This is a genomic window from Rhodoplanes azumiensis, assembly GCF_042682915.1.
GTDB classification, from domain to species: Bacteria; Pseudomonadota; Alphaproteobacteria; order Rhizobiales; family Xanthobacteraceae; genus Rhodoplanes; species Rhodoplanes azumiensis.
In genome coordinates this window covers 130134-146874 of the sequence record NZ_JBHUIW010000010.1, presented here as the reverse complement: position 1 = coordinate 146874, position 16741 = coordinate 130134, and the positions used below count along the sequence as shown (strand labels likewise).

Annotated in this window: 11 protein-coding genes; 5 read left to right on the top strand and 6 right to left on the bottom strand. The window is 70.7% G+C overall.

Features of this window, described 5'->3' with window-relative positions:
• Positions 1–85: 85 nt before the first annotated feature.
• Both ACFSOX_RS10950 and ACFSOX_RS10945 read right to left on the bottom strand, forming a co-directional pair.
• Positions 86–1891 carry a tetratricopeptide repeat protein gene (locus ACFSOX_RS10950; RefSeq protein ID WP_378477845.1) on the bottom strand — a complete coding sequence of 602 codons (1806 nt, stop codon included), beginning with the start codon at positions 1889–1891 and terminating at the stop codon, positions 86–88.
• Positions 1892–2297: 406 nt separating this feature from the next.
• Positions 2298–3965: an electron transfer flavoprotein-ubiquinone oxidoreductase gene (locus ACFSOX_RS10945; RefSeq protein ID WP_378477844.1), complete on the bottom strand. Its 1668-nt coding sequence runs from the start codon at positions 3963–3965 to the stop codon at positions 2298–2300.
• A gap of 297 nt (positions 3966–4262) precedes the next feature.
• Here ACFSOX_RS10945 and ACFSOX_RS10940 point away from each other — a divergent pair, with 297 nt between their 5' ends.
• The gene (locus ACFSOX_RS10940) at positions 4263–5174 is read left to right on the top strand and encodes a uracil-DNA glycosylase (RefSeq protein ID WP_378477843.1); all 912 of its coding nucleotides are present in this window, start codon (positions 4263–4265) and stop codon (positions 5172–5174) included.
• 81 nt (positions 5175–5255) lie between these two features.
• Here ACFSOX_RS10940 and ACFSOX_RS10935 read toward each other — a convergent pair whose 3' ends face one another.
• Entirely contained in the window at positions 5256–5723 is a 468-nt protein-coding gene (locus tag ACFSOX_RS10935; RefSeq protein WP_378477842.1) for a hypothetical protein, read from the bottom strand.
• A 1010-nt stretch (positions 5724–6733) separates the two neighbouring features.
• Between ACFSOX_RS10935 and ACFSOX_RS10930 the strand changes: the two genes are divergently transcribed.
• Positions 6734–7291: a helix-turn-helix transcriptional regulator gene (locus ACFSOX_RS10930; protein WP_378477841.1), complete on the top strand. Its 558-nt coding sequence runs from the start codon at positions 6734–6736 to the stop codon at positions 7289–7291.
• A 100-nt stretch (positions 7292–7391) separates the two neighbouring features.
• Here ACFSOX_RS10930 and ACFSOX_RS10925 read toward each other — a convergent pair whose 3' ends face one another.
• The gene (locus tag ACFSOX_RS10925; protein ID WP_378477840.1) at positions 7392–8462 is read right to left on the bottom strand and encodes a KpsF/GutQ family sugar-phosphate isomerase; all 1071 of its coding nucleotides are present in this window, start codon (positions 8460–8462) and stop codon (positions 7392–7394) included.
• A gap of 140 nt (positions 8463–8602) precedes the next feature.
• Here ACFSOX_RS10925 and ACFSOX_RS10920 point away from each other — a divergent pair, with 140 nt between their 5' ends.
• The gene (locus ACFSOX_RS10920; RefSeq protein WP_378477839.1) at positions 8603–10321 is read left to right on the top strand and encodes an outer membrane beta-barrel protein; all 1719 of its coding nucleotides are present in this window, start codon (positions 8603–8605) and stop codon (positions 10319–10321) included.
• Between the two features lie 216 nt (positions 10322–10537).
• Here the strand turns inward: ACFSOX_RS10920 and galU are convergent, their stop codons facing one another.
• On the bottom strand, positions 10538–11419 hold the full coding sequence (gene galU / locus ACFSOX_RS10915; RefSeq protein WP_378477838.1) for a UTP--glucose-1-phosphate uridylyltransferase GalU: 882 nt from the start codon (positions 11417–11419) through the stop codon (positions 10538–10540).
• Between the two features lie 257 nt (positions 11420–11676).
• Between galU and ACFSOX_RS10910 the strand changes: the two genes are divergently transcribed.
• Positions 11677–13080, top strand: a complete 1404-nt coding sequence (locus ACFSOX_RS10910; RefSeq protein WP_378477837.1) for a lytic murein transglycosylase — start codon at positions 11677–11679, stop codon at positions 13078–13080.
• A 184-nt stretch (positions 13081–13264) separates the two neighbouring features.
• Entirely contained in the window at positions 13265–15058 is a 1794-nt protein-coding gene (locus ACFSOX_RS10905) for an SGNH/GDSL hydrolase family protein (RefSeq protein ID WP_378477836.1), read from the top strand.
• 167 nt (positions 15059–15225) lie between these two features.
• On the opposite strand, the gene ACFSOX_RS10900 is transcribed toward ACFSOX_RS10905, so the two are convergent.
• Entirely contained in the window at positions 15226–16641 is a 1416-nt protein-coding gene (locus ACFSOX_RS10900) for a glutamate synthase subunit beta (protein ID WP_378477835.1), read from the bottom strand.
• Positions 16642–16741 lie beyond the last annotated feature (100 nt).

Sequence of the window (16741 nt, the reverse complement as noted above, 5' to 3'; positions counted from 1 at the left end):
AGCGCCACCACGTCACGGATGCCGGACGATCGCGCCGGACATCGGCGCCGGTCGCCGCCGGAGCGGCGCCGCGACAGGATCGTGATCAGCCGCCGTTGTTGCCGGGCTCGGCCGGCTTCGGCTTGTCGGCCTCGGCCGCGGCGGACGGCGCGTCGTCGAGCCCGACCTTCAGCTTCTTCTCGATCTTGGCGAGATCCTCGGGCTCGGGCTTGAGGTCGCGCGCATGCGTCCACTGGAACTTGGCTTCCAGCTGGCGCCCGACCTTCCAATAGGCGTCGCCCAGATGGTCGTTGATGGTCGGGTCCATCGGCTTGAGCTCGACGGCGCGCTCGAGATGCTTGATCGCCTCGTCGTACTCGCCGATGCGGTAATGGGCCCAGCCGAGCGAATCGACGATGTAGCCGTCGTCCGGGCGCTGGTCGACGGCCTTGCGGATCAGCCGCATGCCCTCGTCCAGGTTGACGTGCTGGTCGATCCACGAATAGCCGAGATAGTTCAGGACGTGCGGCTGATCGGGATAGAGCTCCAGCGCCTTCTTCAGGTCGGCCTCGGCCTTCGGCCACTGCTTGGAGCGCTCGTAGCAGATGCCGCGGAAGTAGAAGGTCGTCCAGTTCGGCCGGGTCGGCGTCTTCACGAGATCGAGCGCCTTCGTGTAGACGTCGGCGCACTCCGCGTACTTCTTGCGGTCGCGCAGGATGTTGCCGAGCGCCATGATGGCGTCGACGTCGTCGCCGTGAGCGGCGATCAGCTTGCCGAGCTGCTCGCGCGCCTCGTCGGTGCGCTCCAGCGAGTCGAGATTCATCGACATCTGGATGTCGGCGTTGCGGCGCAGCGGCGAGTCTTCGGGCACCCGCTTGTAGACCGCGATGGCGAGCTCCGGCTTCTTCATCGCCTCGTAGAGATCGGCGAGCGACAGGAGCGCCAGCGCGTGGGTCGGCTCGAGGTAGAGGGCGAGCTGGAGATAGGCGAGGCCGCGATTGGCGAGGCTCAGCTCCTCCTCGCGCCGCGCCAGGGCGGCGCCGAGGCCGTACAGCGCCTCGGCGGCGCCGGCGCCCGGGCTCTCGACCAGGCGCGGAACCTGCTCGCCCTTCTCGATCGCCGCGATCGCGCTGCGGATCAGCGGATGGCGCGGCAGCGAAGCGTCGAAGGTCTGGTAGACCTTGAGGGCCTCGTCGCGGCGGCCGTTGCGCGACAGCCAGCCGCCCCAGGCCTGCACGACGCGCAGCGCCGAGGAGTCGAGCTTGTAGGCCCGCTCGAAGCGCTTGCCCGCCTCCTTCTTGTTGCCGGCGAGGTCGTAGGCGAGGCCGGCATGCAGATCCTTGAAGATGCCGTACCAGTCGGGGCCCGACAGGCGGTCGATGGTGTCGATCGCGCCCTTGGTGTCGCCGGCGCCCTGCTGGGCCCAGGCGCTCACGAGCGTGGCGATCAGATCCGTCACCGGACCACGCGCCGCCTGGCCGAGCTGGGTGCGGGCGGGACCGTACTGCTTCTGCTTGAGCGAGCGGATGCCGAGCACCAGCCGCGCGTTCGGATTGCGGGCGGTGCGGTCGGCCTGCAGCAGCCGCTCGCCGAGCTTGGCCGCCTCGTCGATGTCGCCGTCCGCCAGCACGGCGTAGAAGGCGAACTCGAGCAGATCGGGATTCTTCGGGTCGGCCTTGAGGGCGGCGCGGTAATAGGCCGCCGCCGAGGCGGCGTCGCGCCCCACACTGGCGTGGCGCGCCGCCAGATAATCGCCCGCCAGGCTGGTGCGCGCCGTCTCGCGGACCGGTTCGCGACGCGCCATGGCGGCCGTGGTCGACGACGTCTGCGCCGCGACGGTGCCGGGGAGGCCGGCGAGGAGAACGGCCGTGGCGGCGAGAGCCGCGGCTCGGATGGGCGACGCTCGTCTCACGGCTGGATCTTCTCCTTGTGGGCGACACCTGGCAGGCGACACACCCGGTGGGCGACACCTCGTGGGCGACGACCGTCTCGTCCCGCTGGACGAAGAGCGGTATCGCCCGGATAGACGACATCCGTCGCGGTGGTCTCCGCCGCGCGCACCGCCGTCGCGGTGCCTGCATCCGGCGGTCGTACCCCCGCACGTTTCGCGTGCCGATTCGCCGACCGGTGGACCGCCCCCGCCATGACGACGCGAGGCGGGCACGGCGATCGACAATGACCGGTTTGATGGGCCCCCGCAAGGGAGCCGCGGCCGCACGCTGCTCGACCGAGCAGAGACCGCGGGAACACGGCCGTTTGGTGGCATCGTGACGGAGAACCGCCGCGGACGGGCCGCCGGCCGTCCCGCTCGGCCGCGCTCACATGCTCGGATAGACCGGGCCGCCGCCGCCTTCCGGAGCCACCCAGGTGATGTTGCCGTTGGGATCCTTGATGTCGCAGGTCTTGCAGTGCACGCAATTCTGCGCGTTGATCACGAAGCGCATGCGGGCCTGCGGTCCGTCGTCCTCGCGCACCCATTCGTAGACGCCGGCCGGGCAGTAGCGCGCCGACGGCCCGGCGAAGACGTCGTATTCGGACGCCTTCTGCAGGCCCGGATCGGCGAGCTGCAGATGCACGGGCTGGTCTTCCTCGTGATTGGTGTTGGAGAGATACACCGAGGACAGCCGGTCGAAGGTGAGAACCCCGTCGGGCTTCGGATAGGCGATCGGTCGGCAGCTCGCCGCCGGCTTCAGGCAGGCCGAATCGGGTTTTCCGTGCGGCCTCGTCCCGAAGAACGAGAAGCCGAGCGTGTTGGTCCACATGTCGAGCCCGCCGAGGCCGATGCCGACGGCGGTGCCGAAGCGCGACCACAGCGGCTTGGCGTTGCGCACCTTCCAGAGATCCCGCCCGACGTCGGAGGAGCGCCAGCCCGTCTCGTAGTCGGTCAGCTCGTCACCGGCGCGGCCGGCCGCGAGCGCGGCCGCCACGTGCTCGGCCGCCAGCATGCCGGACAGCATCGCGTTGTGGGTGCCCTTGATGCGCGGCACGTTGAGGAAGCCGGCGTCGTCGCCGATCAGCACGCCGCCCGGGAACGCCACCTTGGGCACCGACTGCCAGCCGCCTTCGGCGATGGCGCGCGCCCCGTAGCCGATGCGCTTGCCGTCCGTGAAGGTGCGGCGGACCAGCGGATGCGTCTTGAAGCGCTGGAACTCCTCGAACGGCGACAGATACGGATTCTCGTAGTTGAGGTGCAGCACGAAGCCGACGGCGACGAGATTCTCGCCGTAGTGATACAGGAACGAGCCGCCGCCGGTCTTGTTGTCGAGCGGCCAGCCGAAGGTGTGCTGGACGAGCCCGGGATGATGGCGGTCCGGCGTGACCTGCCAGAGCTCCTTGATGCCGATGCCGAACTTCTGCGGCTCGCGGCCCTTGCACAGGTCGTAACGGGCGAGCAGGCGCTTGCCGAGATGGCCGCGGGCCCCTTCGGCGAACAGCGTGTACTTCGCCCTGAGCTCCATGCCGCGCGTGAACGTGTCCTTGGGCGCGCCGTCGCGGCCGACGCCCATGTCGCCGGTGGCGACCCCGACCACCTCGCCGTCGTCGCCGAACAGCACCTCGCTCGCGGCGAAGCCCGGATAGATCTCGACGCCGAGCGCCTCGGCCTTGGCGGCGAGCCATTTGCACACGTCGCCGAGCGACACGATGAAGGCGCCGTGGTTGTTCAGGAGCGGCGGCATCAGCGCGTTGGGCAGGCGCAGCGCGCGCTGGCCGAACAGCATGTAGAAGCGGTCGTCCTTCACCTTCGTCTTGAGCGGCGCGTCGGCCTCGTCGCGCCAGCCGGGCAGCAGGCGATCGAAAGCGATGGGATCGACGCAGGCGCCCGACAGGATGTGGGCGCCGACCTCGGCGCCCTTCTCGACGATCACCACCGACGCGTCCGGGCTGATCTGCTTCAGCCGGATCGCCGCGGCGAGGCCCGAGGGGCCACCGCCGACGATCACCACGTCGAATTCCATCGCCTCGCGGGCGGGCAGTTCGTCGGACATCACATCACCCCGATTCGATCGGCCGGCGCCGCGTCGTGGCGTCGCGCCGACATGCAGGCCGTGCCCGTGGCGCACCCTGCGACAAAGTGGAAACCGCGGCGCGGGACGGTCTCGCGGCGGCGGAACCTCGCCCGTCCGCCGGGCCGCATCACCCGCCCCGCATCGGTATCACCACGCAAGCGGCAGGGCGACTCCTTGATCTGCCGCAAGACGACGTGTCGCGAGGCGAACGGCCACGTCCGGCGACCCACGAGCGGCCGGCGCACCGCGCCGCGTCTTGTTGTATGAAGGGCCGGCATGAGCCCCGACCACACCGCCGCCGTCCGCGACCTGCTCGCCTTCTATCTGGAGGCGGGCGTCGACGCGCTCCTCGCCGAGGCGCCGCGCGATCGCCTGCGCCCCGAGGAGGCGGCCGAGCCGGCGGATGGCGCGGCCGCGGCCGCGGCCGCGGCGACGGCCTGGACATCGCCGCCCGCCGCGCCGCGCCGACCGGGCGTCGGCATGGCGGCCGAGCGCCCGGCGAGTGCGCGGCCCGCGAGCCCCGCGCCGGCGGCGCCGGCGGCGCCCGACGAGGCCGTGATGGCGGCCCGCGAGGCGGCCCGCACGGCGGCGACCCTCGACGACCTCGCCGCCATCCTGGCCGGCTTCGAAGGCTGCGCCCTGAAGGCGACGGCCAACAAGCTGTGCTTCGCCGACGGCAAGCCGGGCGCGCCTCTGATGCTGGTCGGCGAGGCGCCGGGCCGCGACGAGGATCTCGAAGGCCTGCCCTTCGTCGGCCGCTCCGGAAAGCTCCTCGACCGCATGCTGGCGGCGATCGGCATCGACCGGCACGGTCCGGTGGAGACGGCCGCCTATATCGCCAACACGGTGCCGTGGCGGCCGCCCGGCAACCGCACCCCGACGCCGATCGAGACGCAGACCTGCCTGCCGTTCATCCGACGCCAGATCGAGCTCGCCGATCCGGCCGTGCTGGTGTGCCTGGGGGCGCCCGCCGCCCAGGCCCTGATCGGCACCAAGGAGGGGATCATGAAGACCCGCGGGCGGTGGTTCACGTATCACACGGGGCGGCGCGAGATCCGCGCCATCGCCACCTTCCACCCGGCCTATCTGCTCCGCCAGCCGCTGGCGAAGCGACTCGCCTGGCGCGACTTTCTCGCCGTGAAGGCGGCCCTCGCCGAGGCCGCCGCGAGGGGGCGCGGCGGCGCGTGACGGCGCCCGCGCAGCGGGGTCGGCGGCGTTCGGGCAGGAGGATCGTCGGCGCGGCGGCCGCGGCGCGCCGGTCGTTACGGCCTACGGCCGGGCCATCTTGCAGGCCGGATTGTAAGCCCAGTTGCGGTCGAGCCCGACCACGCACCATTCCACGCCGGAGCTCGCACCGGCGAAGCCGGTGCTCTCGGCGACCGAGTAGTGGATGGTCCGGGCATGCCCGTCCGAGGTCAGCACCCGCCCGGAGCAGAAGCGGCGCGGAATGGTGCCCGAGGCCCACGGCATGAACTTGACCTCGTGGACCCGCTCGAACCCGACGATCTTGAGGTCGGAGTTCCAGAAGCGGCGCTCCTTCTCGGCGAAGGCCTCCTGGATCTGCAGGAGCGGCCAGGACTCCTCGCACAACGGCACCACCGCGTCGTAGCGCGGGCCGGAGAGCCAGAAGTTCAGCTCGAACAAGTTGGCGGCCCGCGATTCGGCCGCGACGCTCACAGCGAGCGCCGCGGCCGCAGCCGTCGCCAGCAACCGGACGGATTTCCGAGTGGCGCTCATGGCCAGTCCCCCACCTTCCCCCGCGCCGACCGTGGCGCGCCGGCTCGCGGGGGTCAAGCGCCGCCGGGCGTCAGGGCGCACGAAGCCGGTCCAGTGTGGCCCGGCTGCACCGGCCCCCTCTCTGGAGCGGCCGGCTCTGCATGCGGCGGAGAGCAGGGGGGGGGGGGGGGGGGGGGGGGGGGGGGCCGGTCGCGACCCTCGACCCGGGCAAGCCAACGCCGGACGTCGTCGGCCCGCTGGCGCGACTCCGACATGATCGCGCGCAGCGCCCTTGACCTCTGGAAACCCGTGACGAACGCGCATTCGGGCGAGGTTCGAGGCGTTCGACACCTCCGAAACCCGGCGATAGGTGTCATCTTTCGGTTATACAACCAGAATCTCTGCGCGGTCGCGAGTCGCGCCCCGCACTTTGTGATGCACACCGAAACAAATCGGGGATGTTCGTTTCGCCGAGCCGGCGCCTAACCACAGGACCGAGCAGGCCGATCGCTTCATTTTTGAAATGAATTCCCGACGCATGGCCACTACCTGAAATTGCATCGCGCGCCGGAAGCCGGGAACGTATAGAGAACATCATCCCTTTCGGCTGGAATACTAGCCCATAAAGTCTAGACAATGACGGTCGTCATTCATGAATCGAAGTTGGCCTCAGTTGATCCGAGCCGAAGCGCTGCTTGTCCCGCCCGATCTACTTAGAATAGATTTAAACGGCGACTCGGACTATGCGGCTCATCGTAGGATACGAAGCAAAGCTGATGATAGATAACCTCGCGACGTGCAGCACACATCCGGAGCTCGAACGCGCTTTTGCAGCCAGCGAAACGCTGTTCTCTGGACAATCCGTTCGTATCGTCATTCTCGCCCGCTCGGGAACGATCCTGGCCGCGAATGCCGGCTGGAAAGAGTTCGCCCAGAGCGCGGGCCTGAACTTGCCGAACAGCGGCATCGGCCAAAACTACCTTCAGTATTGCGCGTTCGCGGACGAGCAATCGGGCCGGATCATCGACGGCGTGACCCAGCTGTTGAACGGCCGGGTCGATTGCCTGTCGTTCATCTATCCGTGCCACACCCCGACCACCCAGAGCTGGTTCCTGATGCTCGGGTTTCCCTATGCGAAGGACGACGCGCGGGCGATCCTCCTGCATCTCGACATCTCGCGGCTGATGCCGGCCGCCTCGGCGGACCGGCCGAAGCCGGTCGTCCTCAAGGACGATTTCGGGGTCGAGCCGTTCAACGCGCGGCTCGAGCGGATGATGGAGACGATCGAGCGCTCGATGCGCTCGGTGGCCCCGGCGGCCGACACGATCGAGCCGGCCGACCCGCACGGCCTCCTCGACCCCAAGGTGTCCGGTCCGTCGGTCGCCCTCAGCCGGCGCCAGCGTCAGGTGCTCGAGCTGATGGCCAAGGGGCTGAGCAACATCGAGATCGGCCGCATGCTGGCGATCTCGCCGAACACCGTGAAGATCCACGTCTCCGGGATTCTGGCGCGGCTCGGCGTCCCCAATCGCGCCCAGGCGATCCACTGGACCCTGACGCGCCCGCAAGAGGCGATGCGGCGGCTCCCCTGAGCCCCGTCCGTGGCCCGGAGCCGCGAGGCTCCGGGTCGCCGGCGGCCGCGCCTGTGCACCCGACCGCGCCCGGCGCGCATGCACCGTCCCCCGTCTCCGATCACGCCACCCCGATCCGCAACAGATCGTGCAGATGCACGATGCCGACCGGCGTCGGGCCGTCGAGCACGAACACGGCCGTGATCTTGGCCCGGTTGAGCACCTGCAGGGCCTCGCTGGCGAGCTGGTCCGGCCTGGCGCAGATCGGCCGTCGCGTCATCACCGCATCGACCGGGATCTCCATGAGGTCCGGCCGCATGTGACGGCGCAGGTCGCCGTCGGTGACGATGCCGACGAGTCGTCCTTCGGCGTCGACGATGCCGACGCAGCCGAACCCCTTGGTCGACATCTCCAGCACGGCCGCGCCCATGCGGGCGCCGAGCCGGCACAGCGGCATCGCCTCGCCGGTGTGCATCAGGTCGCGCGCGAACTTCAGCGCGGCGCCGAGCTTGCCGCCCGGATGCAAGGCGCGGAAATCGAGCGGCGTGAAGCCGCGGCTCTCCAAGAGCGCGATCGCCAGCGCGTCGCCGAGGGCGAGCTGCATCAGCGACGAGGTGGTCGGCGCAAGGTTGTGCGGGCACGCCTCGCGCGCCTGCGGCAGCGCCAGCACGATGTCGGCCGCCTTGCCGAGCGTGCTCGCCGCCTCCGACGTGACGGCGACGAGCGGAATCGAGAAGCGCCGCGAATAGTCGATCAGGGCGCGCAGCTCGACGGTCTCGCCCGACCACGACAGCGCGATCACCACGTCGTCCGGCGTGATCATGCCGAGGTCGCCGTGCCCGGCCTCGGCCGGATGCACGAACAGCGCCGGCGTGCCGGTGGAGGCGAGCGTCGCCGCGATCTTCTTGCCGACGTGCCCGGACTTTCCCATCCCGCTGACGACGACGCGGCCGCGCGCCGCCCGGATCGCCGTGCAGGCGGCCGTGAAGGGCGCCCGCAGGCCGTCCCGCATGGCGGCGGCGAGCGCCGCGATGCCCTCGGCCTCCGCCTCCAGGGTGCGCAGGCCGGTCTCGACGAGATCGCGGTCGGCGCCGGACGCGAGATCGGTCGAAGCGACCCCGGCGGGCGGGAGACCGGACGGCGCGAGATCGCGCGGCGGGTCGTCGGTCGGCGGCAGGATGACGTCTGACATGCGCCGTCTCTACTCGTTTTTGGCCGGCGCGCAACCGTCGCCGACGCGGGGCGGAAACGCCCGTGAACCGGCCGTTAACCATACGGGCGCTATTCCGGTTGACCAGTTTTGTTCCGCCGGCCGGCGTGGAGGATGTATCGGTGCCGCGCCCCAGCTCTCGAACGGCCGCATGGCTCGGTCCGGGCGCGCTCGTCGGCGCCGGACTGGTGCTCGCGGCGATCGACCCGGCCGGTGCCCAGACGACTCCCGACCCGGCCGCCGCGGCCCCGGGCCTGTTCGCGCCGACCCGCGACGGCGGCGCCACGCTCGCCCCGGGCTTCCAGCCGGGCGATCCGACGGCGGCGAGCCCCGACGGCCGCTCCCGCTTCGGCGCGATCGACGAGACCGCCCCGCCGGGATCGCGCCCGCCGACCCGGCCGGCGACCCAGTTCGATTCGAAGAACGCCCGCAAGCCGCGGGTGCCGCTGTCGTTCACCCAGCGCCAGCAGGAGGCGGCCCGCCTCAAGCGGGCACCGGTCCCGGCCACGCTCGTGCGCGGCACCAATCCGCATCAGATCCCGGTCGTCATGCTGGACCGGCTGCGCCGCCGCGGCGGCCCCGACATCGACACCACGTCGCGCCTCAACGTGCCGGTCGCGGCGATCATCCCGCGCCGCGCCGTCAGCGTCGAGGAGGATCCGTTCGCCCCGACCGGCGTGAGGGTCGGCGCCTTCACGCTGCGCCCGGCGATCGAGACGACGACGGGCTACGACACCAACCCGACCCGCATCCAGGGACTCCCCGGCTCCGGCTTCACCCGCGTCGCCCCGGAGCTGATCATCCGCTCCGACTGGCAGCGTCATCGGCTCGACGCGGACCTGCGCGGCTCGTACACCTGGTACGGCCAGACCTACCCGCCCGTGACCGAGAACGCCGGCACCGTCACGGCGACCGCGACGCCCGAGATCATCGACCGTCCCAACATGGATTCGCGGGTGACCGGCCGCTACGACGTCGACAAGCTGTCGCATTTCGACGGCGAGGCGCGCGCCCTGATCTCGACCGACAATCCGGGCAGCCCCAACGTGCAGACCGGCCTGAGGCGGTTCCCGATCGTCACCACGGTCGGCACCACGTTCGGCTACACGCAGGGCTTCAACCGGCTCGAGGTGACCGGCAAGGGCACGTTCGATCACCAGGTCTACTCGGACTCGCTGCTCGCCGACGGCACCACGTCGAGCAACGCCGACCGCGAGTACAATCAGTACGGCGGCGCGCTGCGCGTCGCCTACGAGCTCAAGCCCGCTCTCAGGCCGTTCGTCGAGGCCGGCGGCGATACCCGGATCCATTCCCAGAAGATCGACCGCAACGGCTACGATCGTGATTCCAAGGGCGTGTTCGTCAAGGCCGGCAGCACCTTCGAGTTCTCGCGCAAGCTCGTCGGCGAGGCGTCGCTCGGCTGGCTGTGGCGCTTCTACGTCGACGACGAGCTCACCAACATGTCGGGCCTCACGATCGACGCGGCGCTCACCTACACGGCCTCGGATCTGACCACCGTGAAGCTGATCGGCACCACGGTCGCGTCCGAGATCATCGTGCCGGGCCTGTCGGGCGTGTTCAGCCGCAACGTCACGTTACGGGTCGATCACGCCTTCCGGCGCTGGCTGATCGGCACGGCGCAGATCGGCACCGGCATCGACTCCTATGTCGGGTCGGACCGCGTCGACCACCGCTATCTCGCATCGCTCGCTCTGGTCTACAAGCTCACCCGCGAGGTGCAGCTCAAGACCGAGCTGCGGCACGATTGGCTGCGCTCCGACCTCGCCAATGCCGACTGGGACGCGACCCAGGTCACGGTCGGCCTGCGCCTGCAGCGCTGAGACGGACAGATACGGATGACGCCCGGCGACAAGCGGACACTTTATCACGACAGCGGCGGCTCGTTCCTTCACCTCTCCCCAGCGGGGAGAGGTCGGATCGCGACAGCGATCCGGGTGAGGGGGTGCCGAGGCCAGACATCGGCGCCGTAAACCCTCACCCCGCCGCGCTCCGCGCGTCGACCCTCTCCCTCAGGGAGAGGGTAAGGCGCGACCTGATCACTCGCCGAGCAGGCGCTTCAGCTCGGTGCGGAAGGCCGGCGCGATGTCGTCGCGGGCGAGCGCATAGGCGACGTTGGCGGCCAGGAAGCCGATCTTGGACCCGCAGTCGAAGGCGCGGCCTTCGAACTTCACGCCGAAGAACGGCTGGGTCATGGCCAGCTTGATCATCGCGTCGGTGAGCTGGATCTCGCCGCCGGCGCCCCAGCTCTGGTTCTCCAGGATGCCGAAGATCTCCGGCTGCAGGATGTAGCGGCCCGTGATGATCAGATTCGACGGCGCCTTGCCGCGTGCCGGCTTCTCGATCATCTCGGTGACGGCGAACGCCTTGCCGGTCGACTTGCCGGCGCCGACGACGCCGTACATGTGCAGCTTGTCGTCCGGCATCTCCTCGACGGCGATGACGTTGCCGCGCTGACCGACCTCGTTATAGGCGTCCATCATCTGGGCGAGGCAGCCCCGCTCGGCCTGCACCAGCACGTCGGGCAGCAGGAGCGCGAACGGCTCGTCACCGACGATGTCGCGGGCGCACCACACCGCGTGGCCGAGCCCGAGCGGCGACTGCTGCCGCGTGAAGCTGGTCTGGCCGGGGATCGGCAGGTCGCGCTCGAGATGCTCGAGATCGGCGAACTTGCGCCGCTCGGTCAGCGTCACCTCCAGCTCGTACTGGCGGTCGAAGTGATCCTCGATGACCGCCTTGTTGCGGCCGGTGACGAAGATGATGTGCTCGATGCCGGCCTCGCGCGCCTCGTCGACCACGTGCTGGATCAGCGGGCGGTCGACGACGGGCAGCATCTCCTTGGGCATGGCCTTGGTCGCCGGCAGGAACCGGGTGCCGAGACCGGCGACGGGAAGAATCGCTTTGCGGATGGGCTTGGTCATGTCGCTGTTCGCATGAATGGGGCAGGCCGACAGGGGTCGGAAGCCGCGGCAAAGAACCACGGCGCGGCGCCGTAGTCCATGGATAAACAGGCGGTCGGACGCACCGCCGCGCGGCCGCCGCGACCGCTGCGCGACACTGCCGTGGAGACGCCGCAATTGCGCCGTGACGACGCCACGCGCCGTTAAGATGGCACTAACGGCGCACGGCCTTCACTCGACGATACCCGCGGACGCGCGGGGCCGGACGGAGGGACGCGATGACGAGGACCACGACGAGGACCGGGACGACGACCTCGGTCCGCGCCGCCCTGGTGGCCCTGACGGTCGCGACCGGCGGGCTCGCCGGCGGCACGCCCCCGGCCGCCGCCCAGAGCTTCCTCGACGACCTGTTCGGCCGCCGCGCGACCGGCAGCGTCACGCCGGTCGGCACACAAGGCGCGGTTCCGGCCGGCGTCCCGGGCGAGCGGCCGTGGAGCGGCGAATCGGGCAGCTCCGGCCATCCCGAGATGACGGCCCAGGCGATCCGGGCGGCCGCCGCCCGCTTCCCGGCCTGCGTCCAGCAGATGTGGCCGGAGGCGGCGCGCCGCGGCGTGCGGCGGCAGAGCTTCGACGCGCTCACGGCCGGGCTGACGCCGGAGCTGCGGCTGATGGATCTGATGGACGCCCAGCCGGAGTTCACCAAGGCGTTCTGGGATTATCTGGACCTCCTGGTCAGCGACGCCCGCATCAAGCGCGGCCGCGAGATCCTCGCCCAGCACGCCGCGACCTTCGCGGCGGTCGAGAAGGCCTACGGGGTCGATCGCCACATCGTCGCGGCGATCTGGGGCGTCGAGTCGAACTTCGGCACCCAGATCGGCGACCGCTCGGTGCTGCGCTCGACCGCGACGCTCGCCTGCGTCGGCCGCCGCCAGGCCTATTTCCGCGACGAGTTCCTGGCCGCGCTCGAGATCCTCGACCGCGGCGACGTCGTCCCCGAGCATCTCAAGGGCTCGTGGGCCGGCGCCTTCGGGCCGACCCAGTTCATGCCGACCTCGTTCAAGCGCTACGCCGTCGATTTCGACGGCGACGGCCGCCGCGACGTCGTCGATTCGATGCCCGACATGATCGCCTCGACGGCCAACAACCTGAAGAAGGACGGGTGGGAGCCGGGCCGCACCTGGGGCTACGAGGTGGTGGTGCCGCCGGGCTTCGATTACCTCATGGCCGACGGCAAGCGTTGGATGACCCTGCAGGAGTGGTCGCGGCTCGGGATCCGGCGGGCGTCCGGCGAGGCGTTCCCGCGCCCGGCCGACAAGGCCTATCTGCTGGTGCCGGCCGGCCGCCGCGGCCCCGCCTTCCTGATGATGAACAACTTCCGCGCCATCATGAAGTACAACCCGGCCGAGGCCTATGCGCTGGCGATCGGCCATCTCGCCGACCGGATGCGCGGCGGCGGGCCGATCATCCAGCCGTGGCCGCGCGACGAGCGCGTGCTCACCGCGGCCGAGCGCTACGAATTGCAGGAGCATCTGGTGCGGCGCGGCTTCGACATCGGCGGCGAGCCCAACGGCCGCGTCGGGCCGCGCACCCGGGCCGCCATCAAGCGCTTCCAGGTCGCCGCCGGGCTGCCGCCGGACGGCTTCGCCTCGGCGGCCCTTCTGGATCGCCTGCGGTCGCGGTAGGCCCTTGCGGAGCAGGTGAATTCCGCCGCGCGGCCGGGTCGCGCCGCGGCTTGAAAACGCCGCCTTCTTCGACGATCTTGACGAACCGCCGCCGCGCCCCGCGTGGCGGCGGCGGCTTGCTTCGCGCAGCCGGCGCCAACCCACCGGACCCGGACCCCCGACCCACCGGAAGCGGATCTCGAGCATGACACAGCGGCGCCCGACCGAGTGGTTCCCGGCCCAGGGAAGCCCGGCGCAAGGCCTCCCGGCACGGACAGCCCCGATCCGCCGGCTGCTCGGCGCGCTCGTCGCGGTCGCGCTCGTGATCGTCGCCCAGGCCTCCGTCGCGGTCCTGTCCGGCGCCCTCGTCCCCGGCGTCGCGACGCCGGCCCGCGCCCAGCTGTTCGACGACCGCTTCCCGTTCCAGAACCCGTTCGGCAACCCGTTCCAGCGGCAGCGCCAGCGCGAGCAGCAGCAATACTGGAACCCGTTCGCGCCCCCCCAGGAGCAGCGCCAGGCGGCGCCACCGCCGGACTTCTCCAAGGCGCCGCCGCCCAAGAAGCACGAGGGCACGCCGACCACCAACGTCGTGGTGCTCGGCGACTCGATGGCCGACTGGCTCGCCTACGGCCTGGAGACGGCCTTCGCCGAATCGCCCGAGATGGGCGTCGTCCGCAAGCACCGCACCCAGTCCGGCCTGATCCGCCAGGACGTGCGCTCCGATCCGCGCGGCGAGCATCCCGACTGGCCGAAGGCCCTCCAGGACGTGCTGGGAACCGACAAGCCCGATTTCATCGTGATGATGATCGGCGTCAACGATCGCCGCCCGATCCGCGAGCCGCGCGCCGCGCGTGCCGCCGTCGGCCGCGCCGGCCAGCAGGGCCAGCAGGCGCAGCCCGGGCAGCCGGGGCAGCCGGGCCAACCCGCCCAGCCCGGCCAGCAGGCGACGCCCGGCCAGCCGGCCCCGCCGGCGGACGACGCCGCCGGCGGCGACGCCCAGCAGGCCGGTGGCGGCGCGCTCCACGAGTTCCGCTCCGAGCGCTGGTCCGAGCTCTACATCCGCCGCATCGACGAAACGATCGCGGCGCTCAAGAGCAAGGGCGTGCCAGTGTTCTGGGTCGGCCTGCCGCCGGTGCGCGGCACCCGCTCGATGGCCGATTTCGGCTACCTCAACGACCTCTATCGCAGCCGCGCCGAGAAGGCCGGAATCGTCTACATCGACGTGTGGGACGGCTTCGTCGACGAGCAGGGCCGCTTCGCCCAGCAGGGCCCCGACGTCGAAGGCCAGATCCGCCGGCTGCGCGCCGGCGACGGCGTCCACTTCACCCAGGCCGGCGCTCGCAAGCTCGCCCACTATGTCGAGCGCGAGCTGCAGCGCTGGATGACGGCACGCGGCACCGTCGCGCTGCCGGTCGACGAGCCGGCCAAGGAGCCGGAGCTGCCCGCCGCCGCCCCCGAGGTGCCGGGCGCTCCGTCGCGGCCGGCCGGCACGGCGCGGCCGCTCGCCGGCCCGGTCATCACGCTCTCGATGGTGCCGATCGCCGCCGAAGGCGACGACCAGCTCGTCGGCGCACCGCGCCAGACCAAGACGGCGGCGCTCGACGTGGTCGCCGCCAAGGTGCTGCAGAAGGGCGAGGCGATGCCCTCGCCGGCCGGCCGGGCCGACGACTTCGCCTGGCCGCGGCGCGAGCCGGCGGCCGTCGGAGCCGATCCGGTGGTCGCCTACACGACGCTGCCGATGACGCCGATGAAGGGCGAGAAGCAGATGGTCGCCGACGCTCCGGCGGCCGTGGCGCCCGCCACCGCGGCGGCACCGAAGCCGCCCGGTCAGAGCGCGCCGCGCGTCGCCCGGGCGCCGCAGCCGCAGTACCAGCAGCAGCAGTCGTTCTTCGGCGGCGGCGGCTGGTTCGGTCAGCCCTATCGTCAGCCGCAAGGCCAGCAGTACCGGCAGGTCCAGCGCCCGACCTTCTTCCCGTTCCTGTTCGGCGGCGGGCGCTGACTTCGAGTTCGGGATTCGGAGGATGGGCAAAGGCGCGTCGCGCCGCGCCCACCCTGTCCTGATCACGCTGTCCTGACAACGACGGAATTGCCGAGTTGTCGGCCACGCGCCGACCGCGTGGACGCGGCGCGCCTTCGCCCACCCTGCGGCGACGGCGCTACGGCGCTTTACCGCGGCAGCGCGGAGACGCCCATCAAAAACTCGTCGACGGCGCGGGCGGCCTGGCGGCCCTCGCGGATCGCCCAGACGACCAGCGACTGGCCGCGCCGCATGTCGCCGGCGGCGAACACCTTGTCGATCGAAGTGCGGTAGCCCTCGGTGTCGGCCTTGACGTTGCCGCGCGGATCGAGGGCGACGCCCAGCTCGGCCAGCATGCCCTCCTTGACCGGATGCACGAAGCCCATGGCGAGCAGCACGAGGTCGGCCTCGATCTGGAACTGCGAGCCCGGGATCGGCTTCATCTGGCCGTCGACGCGCACGCAGTGGAGCGTCTTCACCTTGCCGTTCTCGCCCGAGAACTTTTCGGTCAGCACCGAGAACTCGCGCGTCGCGCCCTCGTGATGCGACGAGGAGGTGCGCAGCTTGAGCGGCCAGTTCGGCCAGGTGGTCAGCTTGTCGGCCTTCTCGGGCGGCATCGGCAGGATCTCGAGCTGGACGATCGAGGTCGCGCCCTGGCGGGCCGAGGTGCCGATGCAGTCGGAGCCGGTGTCGCCGCCGCCGATCACGACGACCTTCTTGCCGGTGGCGAGAATGTCGGTCGCGTCGAACGCCTCCTCGCTCACCCGCCGGTTCTGCTGCGGCAGGAAGTCCATGGCGAAGTGGATGCCGTCGAGCTCGCGGCCCGGGACCGGCAGGTCACGCGGCTTCTCGGCGCCGCCGGCCAGCACCACGGCGTCGAAGCCGTCGATCAGCTCCTTCGCCTTCACGGTGACGCCGACATGGGCGCCGTAGTGGAAGGTGACGCCCTCGCTCTCCATCAAGGAGATGCGGCGGTCGATCAGGTGTTTCTCCAGCTTGAAGTCCGGGATGCCGTAGCGCAGCAGGCCGCCGGCCTTGGCGAACTTCTCGAAGACGTGGACGTCGTGGCCAGCGCGGGCGAGCTGCTGGGCGCAGGCGAGGCCGGCCGGGCCGGAGCCGACCACGGCGACCTTGCGGCCGGTCTTCTTCGCCGGCACGTCCGGCTTCACCCAGCCGTTCTCGAACGCCTTGTCGACGATGGCGCACTCGATCGTCTTGATGGTGACGGGCGAGTCCTCGAGGTTGAGGGTGCAGGCCTCCTCGCAGGGCGCCGGGCAGACGCGCCCGGTGAACTCCGGAAAGTTGTTGGTCGAGTGGAGGTTCTGGGCGGCCCGCTGCCAGTCGTCGAGATAGACGAGGTCGTTCCAGTCGGGGATCTGATTGTTGACCGGACAGCCCGTGTGACAGAACGGGATGCCGCAGTTCATGCAGCGCGCCGCCTGCTGCTTGAGATCGCTCTCCGGCAGCGGAATGACGAACTCGTTGTAGTTGCGCAGGCGCTCCTCGACCGGCGCGTACTTGCGGTCGGTGCGCTCGAACTCCAGGAAACCCGTGACCTTACCCATCGTCTAAGTCCTTGCCGTCGACCCGATCCACGAAGGGCCGGCCGTGCTGCATCCAGTCTCGCCGCACCGACGCGGCCACCCCGTTCGAGGCCTCGTCATG